The sequence below is a fragment of the Streptomyces sp. TAA204 genome (genome assembly GCF_000424965.1).
The window spans coordinates 181,215-206,953 of record NZ_KE384282.1 but is presented as its reverse complement, the minus strand read 5'-3'; the positions used below and the strand labels follow the sequence as shown (position 1 = coordinate 206,953).

The following is a 25,739-nucleotide window of genomic DNA, read 5'->3' as shown; positions in this document are numbered from 1 at the left end:
CTTCGAGGAACAGCTACGCTCGCTGCAACAGCCCGGTGTTGCAACGACCGGTTGAACTCGCCCAATTCAGATCAAGAAAGTACGTCCACGCCCTGCACCGCCACGGCCTGGACGGCTCCATGGGAAGAGTCGGCGCCGCTGGCGACAACGCCGCCATGGAATCCTTCTTCGCGCTCCTGCAGAACAACGTCCTCGACCGCCGCCCCTGGGCCACCCGGCAAGACCTCCGCACCGCGATCGTCACCTGGATCGAGCGGACCTACCACCGACGCCGCCGACAACTCCGGCTGGGCCGTTTGACCCCCATCGAGTACGAGATCACCATGAAGCCCGCCGCAACCCTCGCGGCATGAAAACCGACTGTCACCAACCCGTGCAGCAGCCCCGATCGTAGAGGCTCGCTCCAAACTGGCTCCGTAAAGCCGCGGAGCCGACCGCCCCAGCCACGATGGCGCTCTCTTCTTGTGGGTCGCGTCCGCGCGCGGGCCGGCGGCCGGGCCGGAGCGGGGCGGAGACATGAGCGTCGGCCCGGCGGCGAGCCGGGCCGCGCGGCGAGCGGAGCGAGCCCTTGAAGTAGTAGAGAAAGTTGTTACTCACCGCTGAGGAAGCTGATGTCCTGTCCCGGTAGATGCTTGACGCTTCGGTCCCAGCTGATGGTTGACAGTGGCCGTGATCGGTCTTTCTGTGCGCGTCGTTGCGGCGTGTGTGGGGAGGCTGGGATTGGCGCTGGTGGAGTTGTCGGTCGTCGAGCAGAGATACCGGGCCGTTCTGGCGGTGCTGGCGGGTGCGACGGTGACGGAGGTCGCCGCTCAGTTGGGTGTGTCGCGGCAGACGGTCAGCGGGTGGAAGTCGCGTTATGCGGCTTCGGGGTTGGCGGGGTTGGTTGACCGGTCGCGTAGGCCGGCGTCGTGTCCGCATCAGGCTTCTGCGGAGGTGGAGGCGGCGGTGTGTGAGCTGCGGCGCAAGCATCCTCGGTGGGGCCCGGTGCGGATCGCTCATGTGCTGGAGCGGGCCGGTGCGGTGAGTCCGGTGCCGTCGCGGATGACGGTGTATCGGATCTTGCTGCGGCATGGGCTGGTGGAGCCGGGGGTTCGGCGGCGGAAGCGTTCGGATTACAAGCGCTGGCAGCGGGATCGGCCCATGCAGTTGTGGCAGATGGACATCGTCGGCGGGGTGATGCTGGTCGACCCGCTCACGGGTGAGTTGTCCGAGGCGAAGGTCGTGACCGGTGTGGATGATCATTCCCGGTACTGCGTGATCGCGTCCGTGGTCGCGCGGGCGACAGGGCGGGCGGTGTGCGCGGCCTTCGCTCGGGCTGTGCAGAGGTTCGGGGTGCCGGAGGAGGTGCTGACGGACAACGGCAAGCAGTTCACCGACCGGTTCGGGCAGGGTGGTGAGGTGCTCTTCGACCGGGTCTGCCGGGAGAACGGGATCGCGCACCGGCTGACGCAGCCGGCGTCACCGACCACGACGGGCAAGGTGGAGCGGTTCCATCAGACGCTGCGGCGTGAACTCCTCGACGACTGCGGTGCCTTCGAGAGCATCGAGGCAGCTCAGATGGCGATGGATGCGTGGGTGGAGGAGTACAACTCTCTCCGGCCGCATCAGGCGTTGGAGATGCAGTCTCCGGCGGACCGGTTCGCTTCGGTTCCCGAGCAGGAGCGAGGTGTGCTGGGAGTGCGGGTGCCGGGCGCGCTTGCTCTGGTGCCGCAGCAGACTCCTCCTGTGCTCCCGGAGCCGGTCGAGGTGGTGGAGCCTGCGCCTGCCGATCCGCCGGAGGCGGTGCCGTGGGAGCACGGTGGTCCGGTGGAGTTCGAGCGGGTGGTGCCTGCGAGTGGGAATCTGCAGGTCGCGGAGAAGCAGTTCTGGCTGGGGCCGGCCCGGTCGGGGCTGACGGTGACGTTCTGGGCCGACACGCAGGTGATTCATCTGCTGATCGCCGGTGCGAGGGTCAAGACGGTGCGTTCGCACCTGTCGGTGGCCGATCTGGCCCGGTTGGCGGCCCGGGGCGGGCGTGCGGCGGGGCCGGCACCGCTTCCCGCCGGGGATGCGGTCGCGTTCGAGGTGGACCGTTTGGTCAACAACAGCGGAGTGGTGAGCCTGGGCGGGCATCAGGTGCTGGCGGCGGAGATTCTGGGTGGTCGGCAGGTGGGCGTCCGGATCGAAGGAGAGACGCTGTCGTTCTTCGGTCCGTCCTCGCGGGAGCTGCTGCGGGTGCGGCCCAACCCGCTCAGCCCCGGGGAGGTCCAGCGTTTGCGGGGGCTTCGTCCGGCCGGTCCGCCGCCCCGGCCGCGGGTGGAGCCGGTGCGTGTGCAGCGCCGGATCAGCAGCCAGGGCACGATCATGGTGTGCCGCCAAGTTATCTCCCTGGGCCGGACGTACGCGGGACAGACCGTGGCCGTCCATGTAGCGGACTCGACGATCACCGTTGAGCTGGACGGCCAGGTCCGCGTGATCCGGCGTACCACCGACCTGCCGGTCCGCCACATCAAAGCGGACAAGCCCTACGAGGGCAGTGATGTTGTCTAGGCCCACCGTCAAGCATCACCCGGGATCAGAACGTCGCGCATCACCTGGGACTAGACAGCTGAGGAAGCTGAGTTGAGCGGTCGAGTGGCGCTGCGTGCATGCGGGCAGCGTCCTGCCGTGGCGGTGTGCCATCGGTAGGAATGTGACCGGACGGGCCGTCCAAGTGATCTGGGTGGTGCGGTGCTTGAGGGTGAGGTCCTGGGGTTCGCCCTGGCGGAGCGCTTCGAGGGCCTGCGGCTGCTCGTGGGCCTTCCAGCGCTGGGCCTGGCGGTAGGGCTCGTCGTCCAGGGTGATGGCGATCGTCATGAGGCTGATGCGGACCCAGCGGAGGGCTTGTTCCGGGCTGGTGGCGTCGAAGGCGCCGAGCGTGCCGCCGTTGACCGTGCATTCGCACCAGTAGCCCCGGGTGAGAGGGACGTCGGGCGATGGTTGGGGGCCGGCCTTCAGTTCGGCTGTGACGGTGTGGCCGTGTTCGTCGTCGCCGTAGATGTGGAGTCGTCGGGCGAGTGAGGCGACGAGGGCCAGGCCGCGGCCGTGGGTGTCGTTCTCGTCGGGGTGCTCGACGTGGGGTGTGGTTCGCGTGCCGCCGGAGTCGGTGACGGAGACGGAGACCGCCTGTGGTGTGCGGGAGATCGTGAGGTTGAAGCCGTCGCCCTGATTGCCGCTGGCGCTGTGCAGTAAGGCGTTGGTCCCCAGCTCGGTGACGATCAGTGCAGCGTCGTCGGCGTGGTCGCTGTCGCTGAGGATGTCGCGCGTCCATCGGCGTGCGCGGCCGATCTCTTCCAAGTAACCGGGGCAGGAGAGTTCCCAGATTCGCACCGTGCTCGTATACTCGTGCATACAAGTTCCTTCGTGCTGGTGGCCGCTATGGACAGTGGATTAGAGCTAGACGAGTTTCACGCCGTCGTGCGCGCGCACGGCCGGCGGGGATGTTGCGTCGAGTGCGTCCAGGACGCGGATCGCGTATGCCTCGTCGGCCAGTTCGGAGACCTCTTCGCGGGTCGCCCAGCGAAGTGCGTAGGTCTCCTCCCCCGTCGTCGGGGCCCCGTCGACCGCTTCGCAGCGGAAGACGAGCGAGATGATCAGGCCGGACATGTTCTTGTAGACGCCGGTGAGGGTCGCCGGAAGTGCGATCTTGAAGCCGGTCTCTTCGAGGACTTCGCGTTGGAGAGCGTCCGGGATGGTCTCCCCCGGTTCGAGCACGCCACCGGGCGGCTCCCACTGGCCGTTGTCACGCCGCTGGATCAGGAGGGCCCGGCCGTGCTCGTCGACGATGACTCCGGCGACGCTCACGGAATGGGGGCGCTCTACAGTGCTCACGTTCCTCGGCTTCCCTCTGCTGGCTAGGCTCTCCACCGTAGCAATGACACTCAGCTTCTCGTCTAGATATCTGAAGGAGTACACATGGCGGCTCTCCCCTCCGGCGTTCTCGGAGCGCTGGACCCGACAAGTGACCGCGCGGTGTTCCGGCAGATCGCTGACCAGCTGCGGGAAGCCATCGACAAGGGGCGGTTCAAGGAGGGCGCCAAGCTGCCGTCCGAAGCGGAGCTGACCGAGCACTTCGGGGTGTCCCGGATGACCGTCCGCAACTCGCTTTCCATCCTTCAGAGTGAAGGGCTGGTCTCCTCCGAGCACGGACGCGGGGTCTTCGTGCGGCCCCGGCCCCCGGTGCGGCGTCTGGCGTCGGACCGCTTCGCCCGGCGTCACCGAGATCAGGGGAAGTCCGCGTTCACTGTGGAGGCCGAAGCCGCGGGGAGCCGTCCCGAGGTGGACAGCCTGGAAGTGCGCGAGGAACGCTCCACGCCGGAGATCTCCGCCCGGCTCGGGTCAGCACGGAAGGTCCTCGCCCGCAGGCGCCGGTACCTGCTGGACGGCAAGCCGGTCGAGTTCGCCACCTCTTACCTGCCGCTCGACATCGCCCGCAACACCCCGATCGCCGAACCCAACCCCGGGCCTGGCGGGATCTACGCCCGGCTGGAAGAACTGGGGCACCGCCTGGAGCATTTCGACGAGGAGGTACGGGCCCGGATGCCGGCACCGGATGAGGTCAAGTCCCTGCGGCTGGCCTCCGGTGTGCCGGTGATTCACCTGGTGCGGACCGCGTACGACACCGAGGGGCGTGCGGTGGAGGTCTGCGACACGGTGATGGCCGCCGACGCCTACGTCCTCGCCTACCAACTCCCCGCCACCTGACGGGTCTCGGAGGCTGCTGCACTGCAAGTGGGGCCTCTTCTCCGGGACTTGTACACACGCAGAGGCATACTCGTATAGACGAGTGGGCAAGCATGTGGCACAGTGGTTCGTGTTCCCAATCGAACCGGGGCTGTCACGACGCATCTTGTCTAGACGACTAGGTGTTGATGGTTCCGGCCGTGACTGAAGGAGAAGAGAGACCTTGAAGACCATCCGTGTGCAGACCGAGAACGCCACGATCCTGCTGACCGAGGTGCCTGAGCCGAAGGTGCGGGACCGCCAGACCGGCGAGATCGCCAAGGACGCCGTCAGTGGTGAGGCGTTGATGAAGGTCGGCGTCGTCTACATCGACGAGGGGGAGTCCTCGCTGATCCACGTGACCGTGCCGGAAAGCGGCGTCTCCGACGGGCTGACGCTGGGGGCACCGGTCTCGCTGCCGGGGCTGATCGCCCGGCCCTGGGACTCGGTGTTCAACGGGCAGCAGCGGCACGGCATCGCCTACCGTGCGGCGGCTGTCGCCCCTGGTGCCGTTCCGGCCGGTGTGGGGGCCTGACCCGATGTCGGAACTGATGACCATGATGGAGGTGGGTGGTCCCCTCGCCGCTGCTGGTGGCGGGGCCGCCTACCTCCGGGCCCGGCATCCGGCCGCGTACTGGTCCACGGTGGGCTTGCCGGTGTCGGTGGCCCGGCTGTTGGGCTCGTACGGGTCGGTCATGGACTCCTGCGGGCTGACCGTTCCGCCGTCCCGGCCGCGGGTGTTGGCCACACGCGCGACGACTCGTCGCGAGGTGCGGCCGGTGCCTCCTCGCCGCGGAATGCTGCGGCCTACCTCGACGGGGATGCGGGTGCGGTTGCGGCTCGCTCCGGGTCAGGAACCGGCGGACGTGGCGGCCTCGGCTGAACGGCTGCGTCACGCCTGGGGTGTTCACGCCGTCTACGTGGACGTGGTCAGGCCCGGTGTGGTCGAGCTGCGGCTCGTCGGCTTCGACGTGCTGGACCGGGTGCGGATGCCCCGTAAGGCCGGTAGCGGCTTCCTGCGGGTGCCGGTGGCTCTGCGGGAGGACGCGACCGCGTTCGTGCGGGACTACCGCGCGATACCCCACCAACTCACCCTCGGCGCCACGCTGTCGGGGAAGTCGATGTACCTGCGGCACCTGGTCGCCGGGCTCGCCGGTCAGCCGGTGGCGCTGGTGGGGATCGACTGCAAGCGCGGTGTGGAGCTGGCTCCGTTCGCTTCGCGGTTGTCGGCTCTGGCGACTGAGTCGGGGGAGGCGGCTGAGCTGCTGCCGGTGCTGGTGCGGTTGATGGAGGAGCGCTACGACCTCATCAAAGCCCGGCAGGGGATAGCTCCGAGGACGCCGGATGAGGAGATCACCTCGGACGTGTGGGGACTGCCGGAGAAGCAACGCCCGGTGCCCGTGGTGCTGTTCGTGGACGAGGTCGCCGAACTCTTCCTCGTCGCAACGCGGAAGGACGAGGAGAGGCGGGACGAGATGGTCACCCAGCTCATCCGTCTCGCCCAGCTCGGCCGCGCTGCCGGCATCTACTTGGAGGTGTGCGGACAGCGGTTCGGGGCCGAACTGGGCAAGGGCGCCACCATGCTCCGTGCCCAGCTCTCCGGCCGCGTCTGCCACCGCGTCAACGATGAGCCCTCGGCCAAGATGGCGCTCGGTGACATCGCCCCGGAAGCGGTCGAGGCCGCCTGCGCCATCGCTCCGGAACGTCCTGGCCTGGCCGTGGCCGGTGACACCTCCGGCGGCTGGTCCCGCATCCGTACGCCGTACCTGTCGCTGGCGGATGCTGCCGCCGTCTGCCAGGAAGCCGCGCACATGGTGCCGGACGTGCCTGCGCTGGACCCGTTCCGGCCCGTCGTTCCGGCTCAGCCCGTCGAGCGGCCGATCTCGCTCGTGAAGCCCTGGCCCGTCACGGACTGACCCACACCCCGACCCGGTCGGCGTGACCGCCTCACGCCACGTCCCTACCCCTCCCATGCCTGAACACAGAAAGGAGGCTCCCCGTGCGCGCACAACTGGCCCGTGTCGATGCCGTACTCGTCCAGGCCGTCATCGCTGCCGCGCTGTCCTTCGCGCATCTGCACGACCTGGCCTCGGCTGCCGGACAGGACGGCTGGAAGGCGTGGGCCTACCCGGTCTCCGTCGACCTGCTCCTGGTCGCCGCGTGGCGGCGGCTGAGGTCCGGAAAGGACAAGGCGGCGGGCTGGTGCTGGTTCCTGATCGCCCTGGCTGCGTCGCTCGGCGCGAACGTCTCCACCGCCGGCCTCCTCGACCTGAACGACCTCCCCGACTGGCTCCGCATCCTCGTCGCCGGGTGGCCCGCACTGGCCTTCCTCGGCGGAACGCTTCTCGCCCACGGGTCGAACGAGCCTGCTGCGGCTGAGAGTTCGGAGCCCGTCGTGACTGCCGAGCAGGAGCCCGACGCTCCCGTTGGACCGGTTGCCGAGCAGCCGCCAGCACTGGGGCCCGCCAAGCCGGAGAGCACTGCACCACCAGTCCCGGCCGCGCTCGTCGAGCACGCCCGGAAGGTCGCCGACGCACATCAGGCCCGTACCGGCGCCCCCATCGACACCGGCACGCTCCGCGCCCGCCTCGGCGTCCCCGCACCGCTGGCCGAACAGATCGCCGCCCAACTCACCTGACCCGACAGGAGAACTCGCCATGCCGCTGAACCGCCGCTTCCGCCGCGTGACCCGCGTCGGCCCCGTCCAGGTCGGCACCGCCTACGACAACCGCGGGCGGGAGAAGCACACCGCCGCCTGCACCGCCCCGCGCTGTGGCTTCTCCGCCGACTACGACTCGCGCGCTGCCGCCGAACTCGCCGCCCGTACGCACCGCTGCCCCGTCCGCTGAAAGGAGAACTGACCTCGTGAACGTGACTCTGCCCCTGGTCGTCGTCCTCGGCCTCATCACCTGGGCGCCGTGAAGTTCCTCGGCGTCCGCGTCTGGCTCGTCGTCGTGATCGCCCTCTTCGGCTTCTACCTCGCCGACACCTTCCTGGCCCCCGCCATCGACAACGGCACCCGCGACGGGGTCGACGTCGTCAACGGCACCCACGACTGAACGGAGAACCAACCATGCTGCTCAAGCCCCAGCTCCCGCAGAACCCCACCGCGAATGTCGCGGGTTCAAGTCCCGTCATCCACGGCCACCAACCGGCCGCCCCGGCGCCCGTACGCCGCTCGCTGCCCTCGGTCAGCACAGGGGCCGTTGCCACCGTGCTCCTGGGCGGCGTCGTCCTCACGGCCCTGCTCACCGCCGTCGCTGTCTCGGCCATATCCGTCGCCGTGGCCGCCGTGGTCCTGCGCTCGCTCCTGAACTCCGAGCACCGCCGCTGAGCGGCTACCGGGGCGGTCTCGATACCGCCAAGCATCCACCGCCCCGGCAGCCCGACCCCTTCCGACCGAAGCCGAAAGGAGAACTCCCATCATCACCCGCAAGAGCCCGACGCCACTCAAGGAACTCGGGACCCTCGCCTCAACGGGGACGCTGCCCGGTATGCTCCGCCAGCTCTCCACGCTCGGCGGTTGCACGCACCCCGTGCGCCTTGCCGGCCACCGGACGGAACATCGCCTCAACACCGCGACAGGCGAGATCGGCGCCGAGTTGCACCGCCTCAACTCGGCGGACATGCCTGCCGGTCACCTCCTGGTGCGCTGCGGCAACCGCCGCACGACCCGCTGTGCGGCCTGCGCCGAGACGTACCGCCGTGACACGTTTCACCTGATCACCGCCGGACTGCGGGGCGGCAAAGGCACGCCCGAGACGGTCACTTCGCATCCGCGCGTCTTCGCGACGTTCACCGCTCCGAGCTTCGGTCCTGTCCACAACCGGCCGACCTCGGCCGGAGATTCAGTACGTCCGTGCCGGTGCGGCAAGCGTCACGACCAGGGTGACGGCGTGCTCGGCATGCCGCTGAATCCTGCCCGCTACGACTACGAAGCCGCCGTCTTGTGGAACGCGCACGCCGGGGCCCTGTGGCGGCGTTTCACCATCTACCTGCGCCGCGAGATCGCCAAGCGCGCCGGACTCACTCAGCGGGCCTTCCGGCACTTCGCCCGCGTCTCCTTCGCCAAGGTCGCCGAGTACCCAGAAGCGCGGTGCCGTCCACTTCCATGCCGTGATTCGCCTCGACGGGCCCGAGGGTGGCGACACTTCGCCCCCGGCCTGGGCGACTGCCGAGCTGCTGACCGATGCTATTCAGGCCGCTGCCGGGAAGGCCACCGTGGCCGGCCCCGTCCTCGACGGCCGCGCGCACTCGTTCGCCTTCGGCCGCCAGCTCGACGCACGCACCATCCACGGACCCGACTTCGACGGCGGTCAGGAACTCACAGACCGGGCCGTCGCTGCTTACGTCGCCAAGTACGCCACCAAGGGCGCAGAGACAGCCACGGGGACGCTCGATCGCCGTCTGAGGTTCGTCGGCGAACTCGCCCAGCTCGGCCTCAACCCGCACGCGGAACGCCTGATCCGCACCGCCTGGGCCCTCGGCGGGCGTAAGGACCTGGCTCACCTGCGGCTGCGGGCCTGGGCGCACATGCTCGGCTTCCGCGGTCACTTCTCCACCAAGACTCGCCGCTACTCCACCACCCTCGGTGCTCTCCGTGCTGCCCGCGCCGAATGGCGCCGCCTCCAAGCCGCCATCGCGCGCGGCGAGAACCATCCACAGCCCGTGGACAGTGCCCGCGAGGAGACGACGCTCGTCCTCGCGCACTGGGCCTTCGTCGGAACAGGGCTCAGCCCTGCTGAGGAATGGCTCTCGGCCTCGCTCGCCGACTCCGGAACGCCAACCGCCACCAGCAAGGAAGGAGAGATCGCACGATGACGGACCGATACCTCAGCGTCGACCAGGTCGCCGAACTCCTCGGCACAACAGCCCGGTTCCCCCGCCGGCTGATCGCCGAGCGCCGCATCACCTTCGTCAAGGTCGGCCGTCACGTACGCATCCCGGAAAGCGCCCTCGCCGCGTACATCGAGGAGCGAACCGTCCAGCCGATGCGTCCGCGTCGGGCCCGAGCCCGGAAGGCGGCTGCCTGATGGGAAACAGCAAGGGAAGGCGGCGTCGCTTCGGAGCCGTTCGCCAGTACCGGTCAGGACGTTGGACGGCGAGCTACCTGGACCCAGAGGGGATGGAACGCCGTGCGCCTCAGACCTTCGAGACCAAGACCGACGCGGAAGTCTGGCTCTCCCAGGTCGAAGCCGACCTCTCCCGGGGCAACTGGCAAGACCCCGACGCCGGAGCAGTCAACTTCGAGGTGTACGCCTCGCAATGGGTGAGGGAGCGCGGCTTGTCGCCGACAACGAATGAGCTGTACCGGCGACTGCTTCGACTCCACGTCCTGCCCACCTTTGGTGGCCTCGACCTCGACGAGATCACCTCACCTCGTGTCCGCACCTGGCGCACGGAGCGGCTGACGACGACGGAAGCTCCCACGACGGTCGCCAAGGCATACAGGCTGCTGAAGGCCATCATGCAGACTGCGACCGACGATGAACTGATCCGCCGCAACCCCTGCCGGATACGCGGGGCCGGCAAGGAGATCGCACCGGAGCGTCCCGTCGCCACGGTGGAACAGGTGGACGCCCTCGCGAACGCGATCGGAGTGCGCTGGAAGCTGATGGTCTACCTCGGTGCGTACGGGCCACTCCGCCCGGAAGAGCAAGCGGAGCTCCGGCGCCGCGATGTCGACCTGGACGCGATGACGCTCCGGATCACTCTGGCCTCACCTGAGCTGACCACCGGCGAGCGGGCCACGGGTCCCACCAAGTCGGAAGCGGGCGTACGGCTCGTCGTCCTGCCGGACTTCCTTCGCACCGACCTCCGCCGGCACCTCGACTGGTTCGCGGAGAAGGGCCGGGACGGGCTGCTGTTCGTAGGGGAGAAGGGCGCTCCGTTCCGGCGAAGCTCCTTCGGTCGGAAGTGGCGTCGAGCCCGTGCCAAGGTCGGTATGTCGGAGGGCTTCCGCTTCTACGATCTTCGTCACACCGGGCACACCCTGTCGACGCAGAGCGGGGCCACGCTCAAGGACACGATGGTCCGCGCGGGCCAGTCCTCCGAACGAGCGGCGCTGATCTACCAGCACTCGAACTCGGAGCGTCAGCGGGAGGTCGCCGACGGGATCGACGCACGGGTACGCGCTGAGCGGAAGAAGGCGGCGCAGGAGGACGGCGACGCGCCTTCTGGTGCGGATCTGGTGCAAGACCTTTAGAGAGGTCTGGACAACAAACAAGGCCCGGGTCTGTGACCTGGGCCTTTGTCGTGGAGCGGGTGACGGGAATCGAACCCGCGCTCTGAGCTTGGGAAGCTCATGTTCTACCATTAAACTACACCCGCGAGGAGCCCTGGGATCAGCGGCTTCAACGCCGCTCACTCTACCCCATCACTGACCCCCGCCGCACAGGCCGAGGGGTCTTTTTGCTGCTCCGGGACGTGCCCGGTGACCGTCGCGGCCCTTCGTCGGGCGATGCCGGAGGAGTGTCGGGGGGCCGTCGGAGCGGGGGAGTTGGGGCGTACCGTGGGGCGAGGAGTGCCCGGCGGAGCGTTGTCTGCTTGATCCCCTAATGTGGCTTTCGTCGTTCACGTATTTGGGGAGAGGAGAGCGATGGAGTCCACCGTCGTTCAGTGTGCCGAGGGGCACGTGTTCAGCACCTCGACGTTCCCGATGCAGAGCTTGGAGAGCGGCCGTATCGGCCCCGGGCGGCTGTTGCGCTGTCCGCGGTGTGGGCGGCTGCGGCAGGCGGTGCCCGTGACGGCTTCCGTCCCGCGCCCCGGACGTCCGGAGAAGTAGGGGCAGTTGGGGGCGCTGTGGCGGACAGCGCTGTTCGTGCGCATGCCGACGGGGCCGGTTCGATTGGGCCGGCCCCGTCCACTGCGCGTAGTCTCGGGCCGTGCTTCTCTCCGACAAGGACATCAGGGCCGAGATCGAAACGGGCCGGGTGCGCATCGACCCGTACGATCCCGCGATGGTGCAGCCGTCCAGTATCGATGTCCGACTGGACCGCTATTTCCGGGTGTTCGAGAATCACCGGTATCCGCACATCGATCCCTCCGTCGAACAGCCCGATCTGACGAGGCTGATCGAGGCGGAGGGCGATGAGCCGTTCATCCTGCACCCCGGTGAGTTCGTGCTCGCCTCGACGTATGAAGTGATCACGCTGCCGGACGACATCGCGTCCCGGCTGGAGGGGAAGAGTTCCCTCGGCAGGCTCGGGCTGCTGACGCATTCGACGGCCGGATTCATCGACCCCGGCTTCTCCGGGCATGTGACTCTGGAGCTGTCGAACGTCGCCACGCTGCCCATAAAGCTGTGGCCGGGCATGAAGCTGGGGCAGCTGTGCATGTTCCGGCTGACGACCCCGGCGGAGCACCCGTACGGGTCGGCGCTGCACGGTTCCCGCTATCAGGGCCAGCGCGGGCCGACGCCGTCGCGCTCGTATCTGAACTTCCACCGGACGCAGGTCTGAAGGTCCCGACGCGGCGGCGAGGGGCCGCCGGAGGCGACAGCGAGAGGGAGGCACGGGGTGAGCGACGAGCGGGAGAACCTGACCTATCCCCTGTTCGGGCAGGCGGTACGGGAGTTGGCGCAGGCAGTCGCCGATGACGCGTACGAGCCCGACATCATCCTGTCCATCGCGCGCGGCGGCCTCTTCGTCGCGGGCGGGCTCGGCTACGCGCTGGACGTGAAGAACCTGCATGTGATGAACGTCGAGTTCTACACGGGAGTCGGCCAGACCCTCGATATGCCCGTCATGCTGCCGCCGGTCCCGAACGTCGTCGATCTGAGCCGGAAGAAGGTGCTCGTCGCGGATGACGTCGCCGACACCGGCCGGACCTTGAAACTGGTGCAGGAATTCTGCGTGGAGCACGTCGCCGAGGTGCGCGCAGCGGTGATCTACGAGAAGCCGGACTCGGCGGTGAAGTGCGAGTACGTGTGGAGGCGCACGGACCGGTGGATCGAGTTCCCGTGGAGTGTCGATCCGCCGGTGGTGCGTCGCGACGGGCAGGTTCTCGACGCCTGACCCGGCGCTCGCCGCAGCGGATGCGGGCCGCGGCCCCCGGCTCAGCCGTCGCCGTGCTGTACCTCGTGCGTGCGGGACCGGCTGGGTCTCGTCGGTGAGGCTATGCCCGTCGCCACGAGGATCTGCTGGCCCGTCTCGGTGTTTCCGATGTGCGTGGCCATGGTCATCGCCGCGTGCGCCTCGTCGGTGCTGGCCTCGGGCGGTATGGCCAGCAGGGAGAAGTGGTCACGCTCACCGCGGGTGATGATCACGGTGTCGTCCCCCACCGGGAACCAGTCGATGTGCACGATCCGGCCGTCCACGAACAGCGGTTCGCCGAGGCCGTCCCAGGCGTCGGCGTCCAGGCCGATGCGGTCGATGTGCCCCAGGTGTTCGGTGAGTACGGCCACGAGGCCGGGCAACTCGGCCTGGACGTCCCGGGAGTGCGGCCACCACGCGCCGTCGAAGAGCCCCTCCCGTGAGGGCGCCGCCTGCAGCCTCAGTGCCAACAGGCCGGGTTCGAGGGGCATTCGGAGCGCGTTGAGCGCGGAGGCGTCCGCGGACGGGATGTCTTCGGTCACGTCCGGGAAGTTCGGTTCGACCTTCATGGCGTCCGCCCGTCTGTCAGTCCAGTTCCCGGGCTGTCAGTCCAGTCCCCAGGGGTTGCTCACCTTCCACCGGCAGGCCGACGGCCGGATGCCCACCCGGATCGTCCCTTGAAAGGGTGATTCCGCCTGCCTTTTTTCCAGCGTACTACCGGGCCGGAGCGTTCTTCGCTTCCTCCTCCTCGGGCCCTCTACCTGGGCAGACGGCGCGTCCACGCCTCCAGCGGCGGCCCCTCCGAGGCGGGCGTGATCTTGCCGAGGCTCTCCCATGTCCAGGACTGCAGCGCGGCACGCGCCGAGGCGTTCTCCTGGTCGGTCAGGGTGACGGCCAGCGCGATGCCCGAGGGGGCGAGCAGGTTCTCCTGGAGGCGGCCGGCGACGCCGCGGCGGCGGAAGGACGGCAGGACCATCAGCTCCGTCATCACGAACGCCCGCCCGGCCGCTGTCAGTTCGGTCATCTCCGCGGGCGGTTCGCCGTGCAGGCCGGCCCACCACCGGTCCGTACGGTCGGCCCGGTAGCCGTAGACGCTGCCCACCAGCCGTCCGTCCGCGCCGGCGATCACCAGCTCGAAGCCGGTGCGCTGCATGTGCTCGTCCAGGCGGCGCAGATAGTCCTGCCGTCCGTGGAACTCCTCGCCCGCCGTTCCCCGGTACGCCTCGACGTACAGGTCGGCCACGGCGTCCCGTTCCCGGTCGGCCTGCCAGCGGCTGAGCCGCCGTAGGAACACCTCTGCCATGTCCTCGCCCCCCATCCCGCCGGCCATCCTTGTGACCGGCCCCGACGTGCTGCCGCAGTCGCAGGCTGAACATATTGAGAGTACGTCTCTTCGTGCCTTTTTCGTCGCCCTCGTCCCGCGCGAATGGCGTACGGGGCACGATCACGGCAGCCGTGAAGTCCCGGACCTCCCGGACAGGTTGGAGGATCCGTGCCGCGCGTCCGTCACCGGTGGCGGACGGGCGGGGCCGTGCCCGGCGCCCGGGACGGGAGGCGGGGCGGTTGGGCTGCGGGAAGTGGGCACCCGGAGTGCGCAGGCCGTACTCGCAGGACGGAGTGACCGCGATGGACCTCATCCTCGGTGCCAGCGTCATCGTGCTGGTCGGGCTGACAGCGCTCGTGATCCATCTCATCGATGTGCACCGCGCGCAGCGCATCGAAGCCTTCCACTACCACCGGTTCCACGCCGGCGACCCTCCGGAGGGTTCCGGTCCGGCCTCCGCGGACGGTGCGCGCGGCCCGCGCGGGGACGATGCGACCCGGGAGGGCCGGAGGCGCGAGCCGTAAGGCATCCCGGGTCGGATGTCGGTTCAGATGTCCGGGCGGTGCCGTCCGGCACCGCCCGTCCGGATCTAGAGCGCGCCCAGCTTGATCAGTACGAGCAGCGCCAGGAGCTGCACCGCCGAGGCGCCCAGCGCCCGCGGCCACGGCAGGTCGTGGGAGCGGCTGACCATCGACGTGAACAGGGCGCCCGCGGCGATCCAGGTCACCCAGCCCAGCACCTGTACGACGGGTGCCGTTCCGCCCAGGAAGACGGCGACGAGCAGACGCGGCGCGTCCGTCAGCGACATGATCAGCATGGACAGGCCGATCGTCGGCGCCCATGCTCCGGCGCCTCCGAACTGGCGGGCCAGTGTGTGGGTCACCGCTCCCAGGATCAGCCCCGCCACGACAACGGCCACGCCGGTCGTCAGGACGTACGGGATCGCGTTGGAGAGCGGGGCGCTGATGGCCTCCTCGCGCGCGGTGTCCAGACCGAAGATCGCCAGCAGCCCGTAGAGGAAGGTGACGATGATCGCCGGGCCCCACACGGAGTGGTCGCGCATCTGCCAGAAGGTGGCGTTGGGGCGCAGCACGATGCCGCGCAGCAGGTCCTTCCAGTGCAGCCGCGGACCGGCGGGCGGCGCGGGGCGGCCGGCGCCGTAGGTGCTGCCGTCCTGGTCGCCGTAGCCGTCGTCCGGGCCGTAGGGGTCGGGGACGGTGAAGGAGCGGGTGTGACCGGGGCTGTTGGCGTACGGGTCTGCCGGGCCCTGGCCGTGACCCGCGTGCGGGCCGGGGCCGAAGTGCGGGCCCTGTCCGCCGCCCGGGCCTCCCGGCCCGCGGTACGGCTGTCCGTGCGGTTCACCCAGGTACTCCGGCTCGCCGTGCCCGCCGGCCATGGGAGGCCACTGCTGCTGCGGCGGGCGCTGCCCGTACGGCACGGGACCGCCCGGACCGGCTGCTCCCGCCCGCGGGCCCGGTCCCGGCTGCCCGGGATGTCCCTGTGATCCGCGGTACTGACCCTGCTGCTGCGCGTTCCGGGAACCCCGGCCGCGTCCGATCCTGAAACCAGCCACGCCTTCGAACGTACCTTGTCCCGGGAGCCGGAAGGCCGGGCCCGGGGGAATGGGGCGGGGTTTGTGGCCGATCCGGTACAACCCGTAGGGGCCTCCCCGAAGGGGCGGGCACCGCGCTCCCGGGGCTGCCCCGCCGCTGTGGCCCGCGCTGTGGCCCGCGGTGTGGCCCGCTGCTGTGCCCCGCGGCTGGGTTCAGCCGCCCGGAAGCCGCACCGCCAGGGTCACCACGGCACCCGAGTCCGGGCCGGCCGGTTCGACGGTGAGCCGGTCGGTGACCAGTCGCGCGAGCCACAGTCCGCGCCCGGCGGTGGCTCCGGCGACGCCGGGGGCCAGCTCGGGGATGACGTCCTCGGAGAACCCGGGACCGGAGTCCTCCACCTGGCACTCCAGCTCGCCCGGGAGGTGACGCAGCAGCAACCGGCCTGTTCCTCCCGCGTGTTCGACCGCGTTGGTGGCCACGGCGTCGACGGCGACGACGAATTCGCCTCTGCGTGGCTCTCCCAGCCCCGCCGATGCGGCGCACTCCTCGACCTCTATGCGGATGCGGGGGAGGTCGCGTGAGGTGAAGTGCAGTCGGCAAAGGCGCTCGTTGGTCAGCATGCGTCGTCCCCCTCTCCGGCGGTGAGGTCCGGTGAGCGGTCCGGGGCCGTCCCGGGCCCGGACGGTCGGCGCGGCCCGTGGGTGTGTGCCGGGCCCGGCGTACGGGTCTGCGTACGGGGGTGGCTACAGGTCTTCGTGCGGGGCTGTGGACCGGGTCGTGAACCGGGCCGTGTCCCCGCCCGTGCACAGGCCGGCGCCGTGGCCGCGGCGCCCTCGCCTCCGTCCGGCACCGCCCCTGTGGAGCGTCTCCGCGTGTACGTTCGTAAGGGCGTGGCCGTCCTGTCCGGGCCGCCCGGCCGGCGGCCCGGTCTGGCTCTGCCGACGCCGTGCCGGACCGGGGCGGAAGTCGCTCTCCGCCGTACGGGGGCAGAGCGGTCGTCCGCCTCCACGTCACCGCCGTCCAGCACCTGGGCCGCCTCCTTCGCTGCGCCGCGTTCTGCTGTCGCTGGTCAGCGAGGCTAAGCGGCGTGATGGCCGATGGGTATACCCCGAAGGGGATTGACCTGTGAAGAACGCTAAGTGACTGAATACGAACGGAGTTTGCCGCATACGGACGGAGCTGGTCGCAGTGACGACGAGCTCCGTCCGTATATCCGTCTCTGTCCGGAGATCACTACTTCGCGGTCTCGCTCTCCGCCGTCTGATCCTTCTCCGGCTTCTCCGGCTTCTCCGGCTTTTCCGTCGAGTCCGTCGAGTCCTTCGCGCCCGTCGTCCCCGCCGCCTCCTCGGCGCCCGATCCGCCCTCCGGCACCTCGGCAGGCACCTCCCCCGGCCCCTGCCCCGGCTCCTCGGCCGGTCCGCCGGAGGCCGCTGCCGGGACGCGTACGGAGTCCAGCAGGAGCTGGGCGACGTCCACGACGCGCAGCTCCTCCCTGGCCTTCTGGTCGTTCTTCTTGCCGTTGACCGAGTCCGTCAGCATGACGAGGCAGAAGGGGCAGGCCGTCGAGACGATGTCCGGGTCCAGGGCCAGCGCCTCGTCCACGCGCTCGTTGTTGATGCGCTTGCCGATCCGCTCCTCCATCCACATGCGGGCACCGCCGGCGCCGCAGCAGAAGCCGCGTTCCTTGTGGCGGTGCATCTCCTCGTTGCGGAGCCCGGGGACCTTGCCGATGATCTCGCGCGGCGGCGTGTAGACCTGGTTGTGGCGGCCCAGGTAGCAGGGGTCGTGGTAGGTGATCAGGCCCTCGACGGGGGTGACCGGGACCAGCTTGCCCTCGTCGATCAGGTGCTGGAGCAGCTGGGTGTGGTGGATGACCTCGTAGTCGCCGCCCAGCTGGGGGTACTCGTTGGCGAGGGTGTTGAAGCAGTGCGGGCAGGTCGCGACGATCTTCTTCTTCGACTTCTCGACCGTCACCCCTTCTTCCTCGTCCTGTCCGAACGCGGCGTTCAGCGTGGCGACGTTCTCCTCGCCGAGCTGCTGGAAGAGGAACTCGTTGCCGAGGCGGCGGGGGGAGTCACCGGTGCACTTCTCGTCCCCGCCCATGATCGCGAAGTTGACGCCGGCGATGTGCAGCAGCTCGGCGAAGGCCTTGGTGGTCTTCTTCGCGCGGTCCTCCAGCGCGCCCGCGCAGCCGACCCAGTAGAGGTAGTCGACCTCGGTGAGGTCGTCGACGGTCTTGCCGACGACGGGCACCTCGAAGCCCGTGGCCTGAGCGAGCTCCTTCGTCCACTCCAGCCGCTGCTTCTTGGCCAGGCCCCAGGGGTTGCCCTTCTTCTCCAGGTTCTTCAGCATCGTCCCGGCCTCGCTCGGGAACGCGCTCTCGATCATCACCTGGTAGCGGCGCATGTCGACGATGTGGTCGATGTGCTCGATGTCGACGGGGCACTGCTCGACGCACGCGCCGCACGTGGTGCACGACCACAGCACGTCCGGGTCGATGACGCCGTTCTCCTCGGCCGTACCGATCAGCGGCCGCTCGGCCTCCTCGAGCGCGGCGCGCGGTACGTCCTTGAGCTGTTCCTCGCTCGCCTTCTCCTCGCCCTCCATCGTCTTGCCGCCGCCGGCGAGCAGGTAGGGGGCCTTGGCGTGCGCGTGGTCGCGCAGCGACATGACCAGCAGCTTGGGGGAGAGCGGCTTCCCGGTGTTCCAGGCGGGGCACTGGGACTGGCAGCGTCCGCACTCGGTGCAGGTGGAGAAGTCCAGCAGGCCCTTCCAGGAGAAGTGCTCGACCTGGGAGGCGCCGAACTGCGTCTCCTCGCCGTCCTCGTCGTCGAAGACGGTCTCGAAGTCGATCGCCTTGCCGGCGGAGGTCATCGGCTGCAGTTCGCCGAGCGCGGTGCCGCCGCGGGCCTCGCGCTTGAACCAGATGTTGGGGAAGGCGAGGAAGCGGTGCCAGGCCACGCCCATGTTGGTGTTGAGCGCGACGACGATCATCCACACGAACGAGGTGCCGATCTTGATCAGCGCCACCAGGTACACCAGATTCTGCAGCGTGCCGGCGCTCAGCCCGTCGAAGGCGGCGACCAGGGGGTACGAGACGAAGTACGCGGCCTCGTAGCCCTCGACGTGGTGCAGGGCGCCCTCCAGGCCGCGCAGCACCAGGATGGCGATGCCGATGGTCAGGATGACGTACTCGACGAAGTAGGCCTGGCCCGCCTTGGAGCCGGTGAAGCGGGACTTGCGCCCCGCGCGGGAGGGCAGGTTCAGCAGCCGGATCACGATGAGCGTGGCGATGCCCAGCGCCGTCATCAGGCCGAGGAACTCGGTGAAGATCTCGTAGGGCGCCCATGTGCCGATGAGGGGGAGCGTCCAGTCCGCCGAGAAGAGCTGGCCGAAGGCGTGCACCAGGGTGAGGACGAGCGCGAAGAACCCGATCGCCACGAACCAGTGCGCGAAGCCGACGATCCCCCAGCGGTTCATCCGTGTGTGCCCGAAGAACTCGCGGGCGACGGTGAGCGTGCGCTGTTGCGGGTCGTCGGTGCGGGTGCCCTCGGGCACGGGCTGGCCCAGCCGTACGAAGCGGTAGATCTGCGCGATGGCGCGCGCGAACAGCGCGATGCCGACCGCGGCCAGCACCAGCGAAACGACGATCGCGGCGAGTTGCATGGAGGCTCCTCGGACCTGCGGGCGAGCGCGGGTGCCCCGCTCGCTCTGGCTTACTAAGCGGTAACTTAACTGATCCGTACGAGACTACCCACTATCCGGGGGGTGCTGACACCCGGGCGCGCGGTGATCTGCGTCGCGGGGGCCGCCGGGTCCGGGCGGATGTGTCCGTGCGTCAACTGTGCCCGATGCGGCGCTGCTTCGTGCCTGGTCGGAGAGGGGTGCGCATAAAGACGGCATAAGACTTGAGTCCACCACGCTCAGCTCAGTTGACGTTCAGGATTCGGCCAGGCACTCTTGAGCCAGCTTCACTCAAGACATCAGCTGGAGGAAACCGAAATGGCACGTGCGGTCGGCATCGACCTGGGCACGACGAACTCCGTCGTCAGTGTCCTCGAAGGCGGTGAGTCCACCGTCATCACCAACGCCGAGGGCGCCAGGACCACGCCGTCCGTTGTGGCCTTCGCGAAGAACGGCGAGGTGCTCGTCGGCGAGGTGGCCAAGCGACAGGCTGTCACCAACGTCGACAGGACGGTCCGGTCGGTCAAGCGCCACATGGGCACCGACTGGAAGATCAACCTGGACGGCAAGGACTTCAACCCGCAGCAGATGAGCGCCTTCATCCTGCAGAAGCTCAAGCGCGACGCGGAGTCCTACCTCGGTGAGAAGGTCGAGGACGCGGTGGTGACCGTCCCGGCGTACTTCAACGACGCCGAGCGTCAGGCCACCAAGGAGGCCGGTGAGATCGCCGGTCTGAACGTGCTGCGCATCGTCAACGAGCCCACCGCCGCCGCCCTCGCCTACGGGATGGAGAAGGAGGACCAGACGATCCTGGTCTTCGACCTCGGCGGCGGCACCTTCGACGTCTCGCTGCTGGAGATCGGCGACGGCGTCGTGGAGGTGAAGGCCACCAACGGTGACAACCACCTCGGCGGTGACGACTGGGACCAGCGCGTCGTCGACCACCTGGTCAAGCAGTTCCACTCCGGCCACGGCGTGGACCTGGGCAAGGACAAGATGGCTCTGCAGCGCCTCCGTGAGGCGGCGGAGAAGGCCAAGATCGAGCTGTCCAGCTCGAGCGAGACCACCATCAACCTGCCCTACATCACGGCGTCCGCCGAGGGCCCGCTGCACCTGGACGAGAAGCTCACGCGCGCCCAGTTCCAGCAGCTCACCCAGGACCTGCTGGAGCGCTGCAAGACGCCGTTCCACAACGTCATCAAGGACGCGGGCATCCAGCTGTCCGAGATCGACCACGTGGTTCTGGTCGGCGGCTCGACCCGTATGCCCGCCGTCGCCGAGCTCGTGCGCGACCTGACCGCCGGCAAGGAGGCCAACAAGGGCGTCAACCCGGACGAGGTCGTCGCGATCGGCGCCAGCCTCCAGGCCGGTGTGCTCAAGGGTGAGGTCAAGGACGTCCTCCTGCTGGACGTCACCCCGCTGTCCCTCGGCATCGAGACCAAGGGCGGCATCATGACCAAACTCATCGAGCGCAACACGACGATCCCGACGAAGCGCTCCGAGACCTTCACCACGGCCGAGGACAACCAGCCGTCGGTGCAGATCCAGGTCTTCCAGGGCGAGCGTGAGATCGCGGCGTACAACAAGAAGCTCGGCATGTTCGAGCTGACGGGTCTGCCGCCCGCCCCGCGCAACGTGCCGCAGATCGAGGTCACCTTCGACATCGACGCGAACGGCATCATGCACGTCTCGGCGAAGGACCTCGGCACGGGCAAGGAGCAGCGGATGACCGTCACCGGCGGCTCGGCGCTGCCGAAGGACGACATCGAGCGCATGATGCGCGACGCCGAGCAGTACGCCGACGAGGACGCCAAGCGCCGCGAGTCCGCCGAGACCCGCAACCAGGCCGAGCAGCTCGTCTACACGACCGAGAAGTTCCTCAAGGACAACGAGGAGAAGGTCCCGGACGAGATCAAGACCGAGGTGGAGGCCGCCACCGAGGACCTCAAGGAGAAGCTGAAGGGCGAGGACACCGCCGCGATCCGCGAGGCCAGCGAGAAGGTCGCGGCGACCAGCCAGAAGCTCGGCCAGGCCATGTACGCCGACGCGCCGGGAGCCCAGGGTGACGCCGAGGGTGGCGCTCAGGGCGGTGCGGAAGGTGGCGCCGCCGGCGCCAAGGCCGAGGGTGACGAGGATGTCGTCGACGCCGAGATCGTGGACGACGAGCAGAAGCCCAAGGGTGGTGCAGCGTGACGGAGGAGACCCCGGGCTTCGAGCAGAAGCCCGACGTCCCCGCCGACGCCGTACAGCCCGATGACGCTGCGGCGCAGGCCGCCGGGCCCTCTCCCGCCGAGGAGGCGGAGGGCGGCCCGGCGGACCTGGCCGGGGACGTGACCGAGAGCGAACAGGAAGGCCGGCCGCAGGAACCGGTGCAGGGGCAGGTGCAGGGACAGGGTCCGCAGGAAGCGGCGCTGACCGCGCAGCTGGACCAGACCCGCACCGCGCTCCACGAGCGCACACAGGATCTGCAGCGGCTCCAGGCGGAGTTCCAGAACTACCGCCGCCGTGTGGAACGTGACCGGGCGTCCGTCAAGGAGGTCGCCGTCGCGAACCTCCTGACGGAGCTGCTGCCCGTGCTCGACGACATCGGCCGGGCGAGGGACCACGGCGAGCTGGTCGGCGGTTTCAAGTCGGTGGCCGAATCGCTGGAGATGGTCGCGGCCAAGATGGGTCTGATGCAGTTCGGCAAGGAGGGCGAGCCCTTCGACCCGACGGTGCACGAGGCGCTGATGCACTCGTACTCGCCGGACGTCACGGAGACGACGTGCGTGCAGATCCTTCAGCCCGGGTACCGAATCGGCGAGCGCACGATCCGTCCCGCCAGGGTCGGTGTCGCCGAGCCGCAGCCCGGCGCCCAGGGCACCACAGGTGAGGAGTCCGCCGACGAAGAGGACAGCGGTGGCCCCGAGCAGGGGTGACCACGGCAGGCACGATGTCGACGAAGCGGTGACCGGTCCGGCCCCCGGGCCGGTCACCGGTCAGGGCACCGAGCGGAAGGAGGGACGTCGCCGATGAGTACCAAGGACTACATCGAGAAGGACTACTACAAGGTCCTCGGCGTCCCCAAGGACGCCACCGAGGCCGAGATCAAGAAGGCCTACCGCAAGCTCGCGCGGGAGAACCACCCCGACGCCAACAGGGGCGACGCCAAGGCCGAGGAGCGCTTCAAGAACGCGTCCGAGGCATACGACGTGCTCGGCGACAGCAAGCGCCGCAAGGAGTACGACGAGGCGCGCACCCTCTTCGGCAACGGAGGCATCCGCACCGGCGGCCCCGGTGGTCCGGGCGGTGCGGGCGGCTTCAACTTCGACCTCAACGACCTCTTCGGGGGCAACCAGCCCGGCAGCGGTGCCGGAGCACCCGGTGGTGCGGGCGGCTTCGGGGGCGGGCTCGGCGACGTCTTCGGCGGCCTGTTCAACCGGGGCGGCGCCGGTACGCGTACACAGCCGCGGCGCGGCCAGGACATCGAGTCCGAGGTGACGCTCAGCTTCACCGAGGCCGTCGACGGGGCCACGGTCCCGCTGCGGATGTCCTCCTCGGCGGCGTGCAAGGCGTGTGCCGGTACGGGTGACAAGAATGGCTCCCCGCGGGTCTGCCCGACCTGCGTGGGGACCGGCCAGGTCTCCCGCGGCGGCGGTGGCGGCTTCTCGCTGACCGACCCCTGCGTGGACTGCAAGGGCCGTGGGCTCATCGCCCAGGACCCGTGCGAGACGTGCAGGGGCTCGGGCAGGGCGACGAGTTCGCGCACCATGCAGGTCCGCATCCCCGCGGGCGTCAGCGACGGGCAGCGCATCAGGCTGCGCGGCAAGGGGGCTCCGGGCGAGCGCGGCGGTCCGGGCGGTGACCTGTACGTCGTCGTCCACGTCGACCGTCATCCGCTCTTCGGACGGCGGGGGGACAACCTCACGGTGACCGTGCCCGTCACCTACCCGGAGGCGGCGCTCGGCGGCGAGATCAAGGTGCCCACGCTCGGATCTCCGCCTGTCACGCTCAAACTGCCGCCGGGGACACCGAGCGGCCGTACGATGCGCGCACGCGGCAAGGGCGCCGTCCGCAAGGACGGGACGCGGGGCGACCTGCTGGTGACCATCGAGATCTCGGTCCCCAAGGACCTGAGCGAGAAGGCGAAGACGATCCTGGAGTCCTACCGCGAGGCGACGGAGGCGGAGGACCCACGGGCCGAGCTGTTCAAGGTCGCGAAGGGAGACTGAGGTGAACGGCCGAGACGGGCGACGCAATCCTTATCAGCTGACCGACGAGTCACCGGTATACGTCATCTCGGTCGCCGCTCAGCTCTCGGGTCTGCATCCGCAGACCCTGCGGCAGTACGACCGTCTCGGCCTGGTCTCCCCCGACCGTACGGCCGGGCGCGGGCGCCGGTACTCGGCGCGGGACATCGAACTCCTGCGGCAGGTGCAGGAGCTGAGCCAGGACGAGGGGATCAACCTCGCGGGCATCAAGCGCATCATCGAGCTGGAGAACCAGGTGTCCGCGCTGAAGTCCCGCGTGGTCGAGCTCCAGCAGGCGCTGGAGGGCGCCGCAGCGGCCATGCAGCAGCGCGAGGCGCAGGTCCACGCCTCCTACCGGCGTGACCTCGTCCCCTACGAGGACGTGCACCAGTCGGGCGCCCTGGTCGTCTGGCGTCCGAAGAAGCGCCGCGACTGAGCCGGCCCCGCGTCCTGATCGTTCTCAGGCCCCTTCGTGCATGAAGCGCGGAGGGGTCTTTCGACGCGCCGACCGGCTGATGCAGCTTGCTTGAGGCCGGATCTCCCTGCTTCGAACTCTGGCTCGTTCTGCATTTCTGCAGTCACACGGCCTATGCGGTACGTACCGCCAACTGCTCCCGTTTCTGAAACAGCACCTGCCGCATCGCAGTCACATGAGGCACAGCCCCGTCGGCCGCCCATCGGCCATGCGGGTGCCCGGCACCCGAACGGAGTCGGGAGGCGGGAACGGGCCGGGTTAACCCGATCAGGTGTGTGCAGTTGGCCCTGACGCGTGGCCGGACCCAGCGTAGGGGGATGACGTCGACACGCGCGGCCGTCGCCGCCTTCGTGACCTGCAGCACCGCTCTGGCCGTCATGGGGGCCGGAGCCCCCGCCGAGTACCCACCGGTCTCCGAGGGTGCCCGGTGGCCGCAGGGAACCGTCCCCACCGTCGGCAAGCTGGTCGCCAAGCTGCCGGACAACCAGGCCGAGTCGTGCTCGGCCGCCATCGTCGACTCCCCCAACGGGAGCGTCGTCGCCACGGCGGCCCACTGCATCGCCAGCCCGGAGCGTCCGGCCCGGCCCGAGGCGATCTACTTCCAGCCCGGCTACAAGGGCGGGGGCGGCCCGAAGGCCGTACTTGCCAAGGGGTGGAAGGCCGAGTCGTGGAAGGTGGCGCCGGGATGGAACGTCAAGAAGGACCTGGAGTCGATCCTTCCGCACGACTGGGCGTTCCTGCGGATGGAGAAACGCAACGGGCGCACGATCCAGGAGACCCACGGGGCGAACACACTGCGGACCGGCCGGGCTTCCGGCGGCACCGCGGCCACTCTCGGCTATCCGGTCACCTCGCCCTACGACGGTGAGACGCTCAACTACTGCGCGGGTGACGCCCACCGGTACCGGAAAGGCGAGATCGCGGCTGCCAACGTCGGTGCGCTGGCGCTCAAGCCCTGCCGGCTCACCCAGGGCGTGAGCGGCGGTCCCTGGCTGCGCGGCTTCGACAGGGCGCGGGGGGCGGGGACGCTGGTGGCCGTGACGTCGGTCGGGTCGGACGAGGAGTTGCTGGGGCGGCCGTACCCGAAGGCGGCCGAACCGGTCTTCAAGAAGATCGGCGCCACCGGGAGCCGTTGACGGGGGCCGGCCGGGGGAGTCCGGCCGGTGCAGGCGGCGGCGGTGCGAGGGTGTGCGGGGGGCCGTCACGGGGTGCGGCCCAGCGTCCTGTCCACGGTGATCTCGATCAGGACCCGCTCCGGGTTGGGGCGGGGGCGGCGGCCGTAGCGCTTCTCGTAGCGGTCCTCGGCGTCGGAGACGGCGTCCGCTTCCGTACGGACACGGGCGCGTCCCTCCAGCGTCGACCACCGTCCGCGGTCGACCTGGCAGAGGGCGACGCGCATGCCCTCGTCTCCGGCGGCGAGGACGTTGCGCACCTTCTTGCTGGTCCGGCGGGCGACGACGCGGGCGGTGCCGGTGCCGGTGCCGGGTTCGAAGGTGGCGCTCACGGGCACCACGTGCGGGGTCCCGTCCGGGCGCAGGGTCGTGAGGGTGGCGTAGTGGGGTTCCTGCCAGAAGGCCGTGAGGGCCGGCGGGAATCCGGAGGACGGGGAAGAGGGCGTGCTCGTCATGGGAACGAATCTAGCCGTCCGATAGTTGAGTGAAGTAGACTCAACTTGATAGAGGCTGTGAGTGGCAGCCAGAG

Annotated in this window: 27 protein-coding genes, 1 tRNA gene and 2 pseudogenes; 21 read left to right on the top strand and 9 right to left on the bottom strand. The window is 69.4% G+C overall.

All coding sequences use genetic code 11. The features are described 5' to 3' along the window. Nucleotides 1–353: integrase core domain-containing protein (locus H343_RS33180; RefSeq protein ID WP_158679630.1), on the top strand; the 353-nt coding region annotated here is incomplete at its 5' end. A gap of 382 nt (nt 354–735) precedes the next feature. Continuing rightward, the gene (locus H343_RS0127290; RefSeq protein ID WP_486587076.1) at nt 736–2,529 is read left to right on the top strand and encodes an IS481 family transposase; all 1,794 of its coding nucleotides are present in this window, start codon (nt 736–738) and stop codon (nt 2,527–2,529) included. 15 nt (nt 2,530–2,544) lie between these two features. Here the strand turns inward: H343_RS0127290 and H343_RS36180 are convergent, their stop codons facing one another. Next, nucleotides 2,545–3,369, bottom strand: coding sequence for an ATP-binding protein (locus tag H343_RS36180; RefSeq protein ID WP_078506145.1), 825 nt, complete (start codon nt 3,367–3,369; stop codon nt 2,545–2,547). Between the two features lie 45 nt (nt 3,370–3,414). Further along, the gene (locus H343_RS0127280; RefSeq protein WP_028433708.1) at nt 3,415–3,822 is read right to left on the bottom strand and encodes an NUDIX domain-containing protein; all 408 of its coding nucleotides are present in this window, start codon (nt 3,820–3,822) and stop codon (nt 3,415–3,417) included. 111 nt (nt 3,823–3,933) lie between these two features. Between H343_RS0127280 and H343_RS0127275 the strand changes: the two genes are divergently transcribed. From H343_RS0127275 to H343_RS0127230, 10 genes and pseudogenes are all read left to right on the top strand, one after another. Continuing rightward, nucleotides 3,934–4,722 carry a GntR family transcriptional regulator gene (locus H343_RS0127275; protein WP_028433707.1) on the top strand — a complete coding sequence of 263 codons (789 nt, stop codon included), beginning with the start codon at nt 3,934–3,936 and terminating at the stop codon, nt 4,720–4,722. Between the two features lie 202 nt (nt 4,723–4,924). Beyond that, nucleotides 4,925–5,275, top strand: a complete 351-nt coding sequence (locus tag H343_RS0127270) for an SCO3933 family regulatory protein (protein ID WP_028433706.1) — start codon at nt 4,925–4,927, stop codon at nt 5,273–5,275. Between the two features lie 4 nt (nt 5,276–5,279). After that, the gene (locus tag H343_RS0127265) at nt 5,280–6,656 is read left to right on the top strand and encodes an FtsK/SpoIIIE domain-containing protein (RefSeq protein WP_028433705.1); all 1,377 of its coding nucleotides are present in this window, start codon (nt 5,280–5,282) and stop codon (nt 6,654–6,656) included. 83 nt (nt 6,657–6,739) lie between these two features. Next, nucleotides 6,740–7,378, top strand: a complete 639-nt coding sequence (locus H343_RS0127260; RefSeq protein ID WP_028433704.1) for a DUF2637 domain-containing protein — start codon at nt 6,740–6,742, stop codon at nt 7,376–7,378. 19 nt (nt 7,379–7,397) lie between these two features. Then, nucleotides 7,398–7,589: a mobile element transfer protein gene (locus H343_RS0127255; protein WP_028433703.1), complete on the top strand. Its 192-nt coding sequence runs from the start codon at nt 7,398–7,400 to the stop codon at nt 7,587–7,589. Nucleotides 7,590–7,605: 16 nt separating this feature from the next. After that, nucleotides 7,606–7,799: pseudogene (locus tag H343_RS33170) on the top strand (hypothetical protein). Between the two features lie 17 nt (nt 7,800–7,816). Continuing rightward, entirely contained in the window at nt 7,817–8,074 is a 258-nt protein-coding gene (locus H343_RS0127245) for a SpdD protein (protein WP_486587075.1), read from the top strand. Between the two features lie 160 nt (nt 8,075–8,234). After that, nucleotides 8,235–9,561 (top strand): annotated as a pseudogene (locus tag H343_RS33165) (replication initiator). Beyond that, nucleotides 9,558–9,773 carry a helix-turn-helix domain-containing protein gene (locus H343_RS0127235; protein ID WP_028433701.1) on the top strand — a complete coding sequence of 72 codons (216 nt, stop codon included), beginning with the start codon at nt 9,558–9,560 and terminating at the stop codon, nt 9,771–9,773. The pseudogene H343_RS33165 and the gene H343_RS0127235 overlap by 4 nt, the downstream one beginning before the upstream one ends. Continuing rightward, nucleotides 9,773–10,945, top strand: a complete 1,173-nt coding sequence (locus H343_RS0127230) for a site-specific integrase (RefSeq protein WP_028433700.1) — start codon at nt 9,773–9,775, stop codon at nt 10,943–10,945. Before H343_RS0127235 ends, H343_RS0127230 begins: the two co-directional genes overlap by 1 nt. Before the next feature lie 51 nt (nt 10,946–10,996). Here the strand turns inward: H343_RS0127230 and H343_RS0127225 are convergent. Beyond that, nucleotides 10,997–11,070, bottom strand: a tRNA-Gly gene (locus H343_RS0127225). Nucleotides 11,071–11,338: 268 nt separating this feature from the next. Between H343_RS0127225 and H343_RS36175 the strand changes: the two genes are divergently transcribed. The 3 genes from H343_RS36175 (at nt 11,339) to H343_RS0127210 (ending at nt 12,755) form a co-directional block, all read left to right on the top strand. Further along, complete coding sequence (locus tag H343_RS36175; protein WP_028433699.1) at nt 11,339–11,524, top strand: hypothetical protein; 186 nt, start codon at nt 11,339–11,341, stop codon at nt 11,522–11,524. A gap of 100 nt (nt 11,525–11,624) precedes the next feature. Beyond that, a complete protein-coding gene (dcd, locus tag H343_RS0127215; RefSeq protein WP_028433698.1) occupies nt 11,625–12,200 on the top strand; it encodes a dCTP deaminase in 576 nt (191 codons plus the stop codon). 57 nt (nt 12,201–12,257) lie between these two features. Further along, complete coding sequence (locus H343_RS0127210) at nt 12,258–12,755, top strand: phosphoribosyltransferase (RefSeq protein WP_028433697.1); 498 nt, start codon at nt 12,258–12,260, stop codon at nt 12,753–12,755. Between the two features lie 41 nt (nt 12,756–12,796). Here H343_RS0127210 and H343_RS33160 read toward each other — a convergent pair whose 3' ends face one another. Together H343_RS33160 and H343_RS0127195 are read right to left on the bottom strand one after the other, a co-directional pair. Then, a complete protein-coding gene (locus tag H343_RS33160; RefSeq protein ID WP_037905383.1) occupies nt 12,797–13,342 on the bottom strand; it encodes a DUF5994 family protein in 546 nt (181 codons plus the stop codon). A gap of 188 nt (nt 13,343–13,530) precedes the next feature. Next, nucleotides 13,531–14,091 (bottom strand): GNAT family N-acetyltransferase, encoded by a 561-nt coding sequence (locus H343_RS0127195; RefSeq protein WP_158679628.1) that lies wholly within the window; start codon nt 14,089–14,091, stop codon nt 13,531–13,533. A 308-nt stretch (nt 14,092–14,399) separates the two neighbouring features. Between H343_RS0127195 and H343_RS0127190 the strand changes: the two genes are divergently transcribed. After that, nucleotides 14,400–14,621, top strand: a complete 222-nt coding sequence (locus H343_RS0127190; protein WP_028433695.1) for a hypothetical protein — start codon at nt 14,400–14,402, stop codon at nt 14,619–14,621. A 65-nt stretch (nt 14,622–14,686) separates the two neighbouring features. Here the strand turns inward: H343_RS0127190 and H343_RS0127185 are convergent, their stop codons facing one another. The 3 genes from H343_RS0127185 to H343_RS33155 all read right to left on the bottom strand — a co-directional run bounded on the left by H343_RS0127185 (nt 14,687) and on the right by H343_RS33155 (nt 19,316). Continuing rightward, nucleotides 14,687–15,670, bottom strand: coding sequence for a Yip1 family protein (locus H343_RS0127185; RefSeq protein ID WP_028433694.1), 984 nt, complete (start codon nt 15,668–15,670; stop codon nt 14,687–14,689). A 192-nt stretch (nt 15,671–15,862) separates the two neighbouring features. After that, nucleotides 15,863–16,270, bottom strand: a complete 408-nt coding sequence (locus tag H343_RS0127180; RefSeq protein ID WP_028433693.1) for an ATP-binding protein — start codon at nt 16,268–16,270, stop codon at nt 15,863–15,865. Between the two features lie 613 nt (nt 16,271–16,883). Continuing rightward, entirely contained in the window at nt 16,884–19,316 is a 2,433-nt protein-coding gene (locus H343_RS33155; protein ID WP_078506143.1) for a heterodisulfide reductase-related iron-sulfur binding cluster, read from the bottom strand. Nucleotides 19,317–19,652: 336 nt separating this feature from the next. Here H343_RS33155 and dnaK point away from each other — a divergent pair, with 336 nt between their 5' ends. The 5 genes from dnaK to H343_RS0127150 all read left to right on the top strand — a co-directional run bounded on the left by dnaK (nt 19,653) and on the right by H343_RS0127150 (nt 25,174). Then, nucleotides 19,653–21,527 (top strand): molecular chaperone DnaK, encoded by a 1,875-nt coding sequence (gene dnaK, locus H343_RS0127170; RefSeq protein ID WP_028433692.1) that lies wholly within the window; start codon nt 19,653–19,655, stop codon nt 21,525–21,527. Further along, nucleotides 21,524–22,252 (top strand): nucleotide exchange factor GrpE, encoded by a 729-nt coding sequence (grpE, locus tag H343_RS0127165; protein ID WP_028433691.1) that lies wholly within the window; start codon nt 21,524–21,526, stop codon nt 22,250–22,252. The genes dnaK and grpE overlap by 4 nt, the downstream gene beginning before the upstream one ends. 93 nt (nt 22,253–22,345) lie before the next feature. Further along, nucleotides 22,346–23,545, top strand: coding sequence for a molecular chaperone DnaJ (dnaJ, locus tag H343_RS0127160; RefSeq protein ID WP_028433690.1), 1,200 nt, complete (start codon nt 22,346–22,348; stop codon nt 23,543–23,545). A 1-nt stretch (nt 23,546) separates the two neighbouring features. Beyond that, nucleotides 23,547–23,999, top strand: a complete 453-nt coding sequence (locus H343_RS0127155) for a heat shock protein transcriptional repressor HspR (RefSeq protein WP_028433689.1) — start codon at nt 23,547–23,549, stop codon at nt 23,997–23,999. A 356-nt stretch (nt 24,000–24,355) separates the two neighbouring features. Continuing rightward, a complete protein-coding gene (locus H343_RS0127150; RefSeq protein ID WP_028433688.1) occupies nt 24,356–25,174 on the top strand; it encodes a hypothetical protein in 819 nt (272 codons plus the stop codon). Between the two features lie 65 nt (nt 25,175–25,239). Here the strand turns inward: H343_RS0127150 and H343_RS0127145 are convergent, their stop codons facing one another. Continuing rightward, nucleotides 25,240–25,665, bottom strand: coding sequence for a TIGR03618 family F420-dependent PPOX class oxidoreductase (locus H343_RS0127145; protein WP_028433687.1), 426 nt, complete (start codon nt 25,663–25,665; stop codon nt 25,240–25,242). Nucleotides 25,666–25,739 lie beyond the last annotated feature (74 nt).

What these genes read in the sequence shown, in the direction of transcription:
- H343_RS33155 (WP_078506143.1), bottom strand. Translation starts at nt 19,316, where the DNA reads ATGCAACTCGCCGCGATCGTCGTTTCGCTGGTGCTGGCCGCGGTCGGC.
- H343_RS0127235 (WP_028433701.1), top strand. Translation starts at nt 9,558, where the DNA reads ATGACGGACCGATACCTCAGCGTCGACCAGGTCGCCGAACTCCTCGGC.
- H343_RS33160 (WP_037905383.1), bottom strand. Translation starts at nt 13,342, where the DNA reads ATGAAGGTCGAACCGAACTTCCCGGACGTGACCGAAGACATCCCGTCC.
- H343_RS36180 (WP_078506145.1), bottom strand. Translation starts at nt 3,369, where the DNA reads ATGCACGAGTATACGAGCACGGTGCGAATCTGGGAACTCTCCTGCCCC.
- H343_RS0127150 (WP_028433688.1), top strand. Translation starts at nt 24,356, where the DNA reads ATGACGTCGACACGCGCGGCCGTCGCCGCCTTCGTGACCTGCAGCACC.
- H343_RS0127275 (WP_028433707.1), top strand. Translation starts at nt 3,934, where the DNA reads ATGGCGGCTCTCCCCTCCGGCGTTCTCGGAGCGCTGGACCCGACAAGT.
- H343_RS0127255 (WP_028433703.1), top strand. Translation starts at nt 7,398, where the DNA reads ATGCCGCTGAACCGCCGCTTCCGCCGCGTGACCCGCGTCGGCCCCGTC.
- H343_RS0127195 (WP_158679628.1), bottom strand. Translation starts at nt 14,091, where the DNA reads ATGGGGGGCGAGGACATGGCAGAGGTGTTCCTACGGCGGCTCAGCCGC.
- H343_RS0127190 (WP_028433695.1), top strand. Translation starts at nt 14,400, where the DNA reads ATGGACCTCATCCTCGGTGCCAGCGTCATCGTGCTGGTCGGGCTGACA.
- H343_RS0127265 (WP_028433705.1), top strand. Translation starts at nt 5,280, where the DNA reads ATGTCGGAACTGATGACCATGATGGAGGTGGGTGGTCCCCTCGCCGCT.
- H343_RS0127230 (WP_028433700.1), top strand. Translation starts at nt 9,773, where the DNA reads ATGGGAAACAGCAAGGGAAGGCGGCGTCGCTTCGGAGCCGTTCGCCAG.
- H343_RS0127180 (WP_028433693.1), bottom strand. Translation starts at nt 16,270, where the DNA reads ATGCTGACCAACGAGCGCCTTTGCCGACTGCACTTCACCTCACGCGAC.
- dnaJ (WP_028433690.1), top strand. Translation starts at nt 22,346, where the DNA reads ATGAGTACCAAGGACTACATCGAGAAGGACTACTACAAGGTCCTCGGC.
- dnaK (WP_028433692.1), top strand. Translation starts at nt 19,653, where the DNA reads ATGGCACGTGCGGTCGGCATCGACCTGGGCACGACGAACTCCGTCGTC.
- H343_RS0127145 (WP_028433687.1), bottom strand. Translation starts at nt 25,665, where the DNA reads ATGACGAGCACGCCCTCTTCCCCGTCCTCCGGATTCCCGCCGGCCCTC.
- H343_RS36175 (WP_028433699.1), top strand. Translation starts at nt 11,339, where the DNA reads ATGGAGTCCACCGTCGTTCAGTGTGCCGAGGGGCACGTGTTCAGCACC.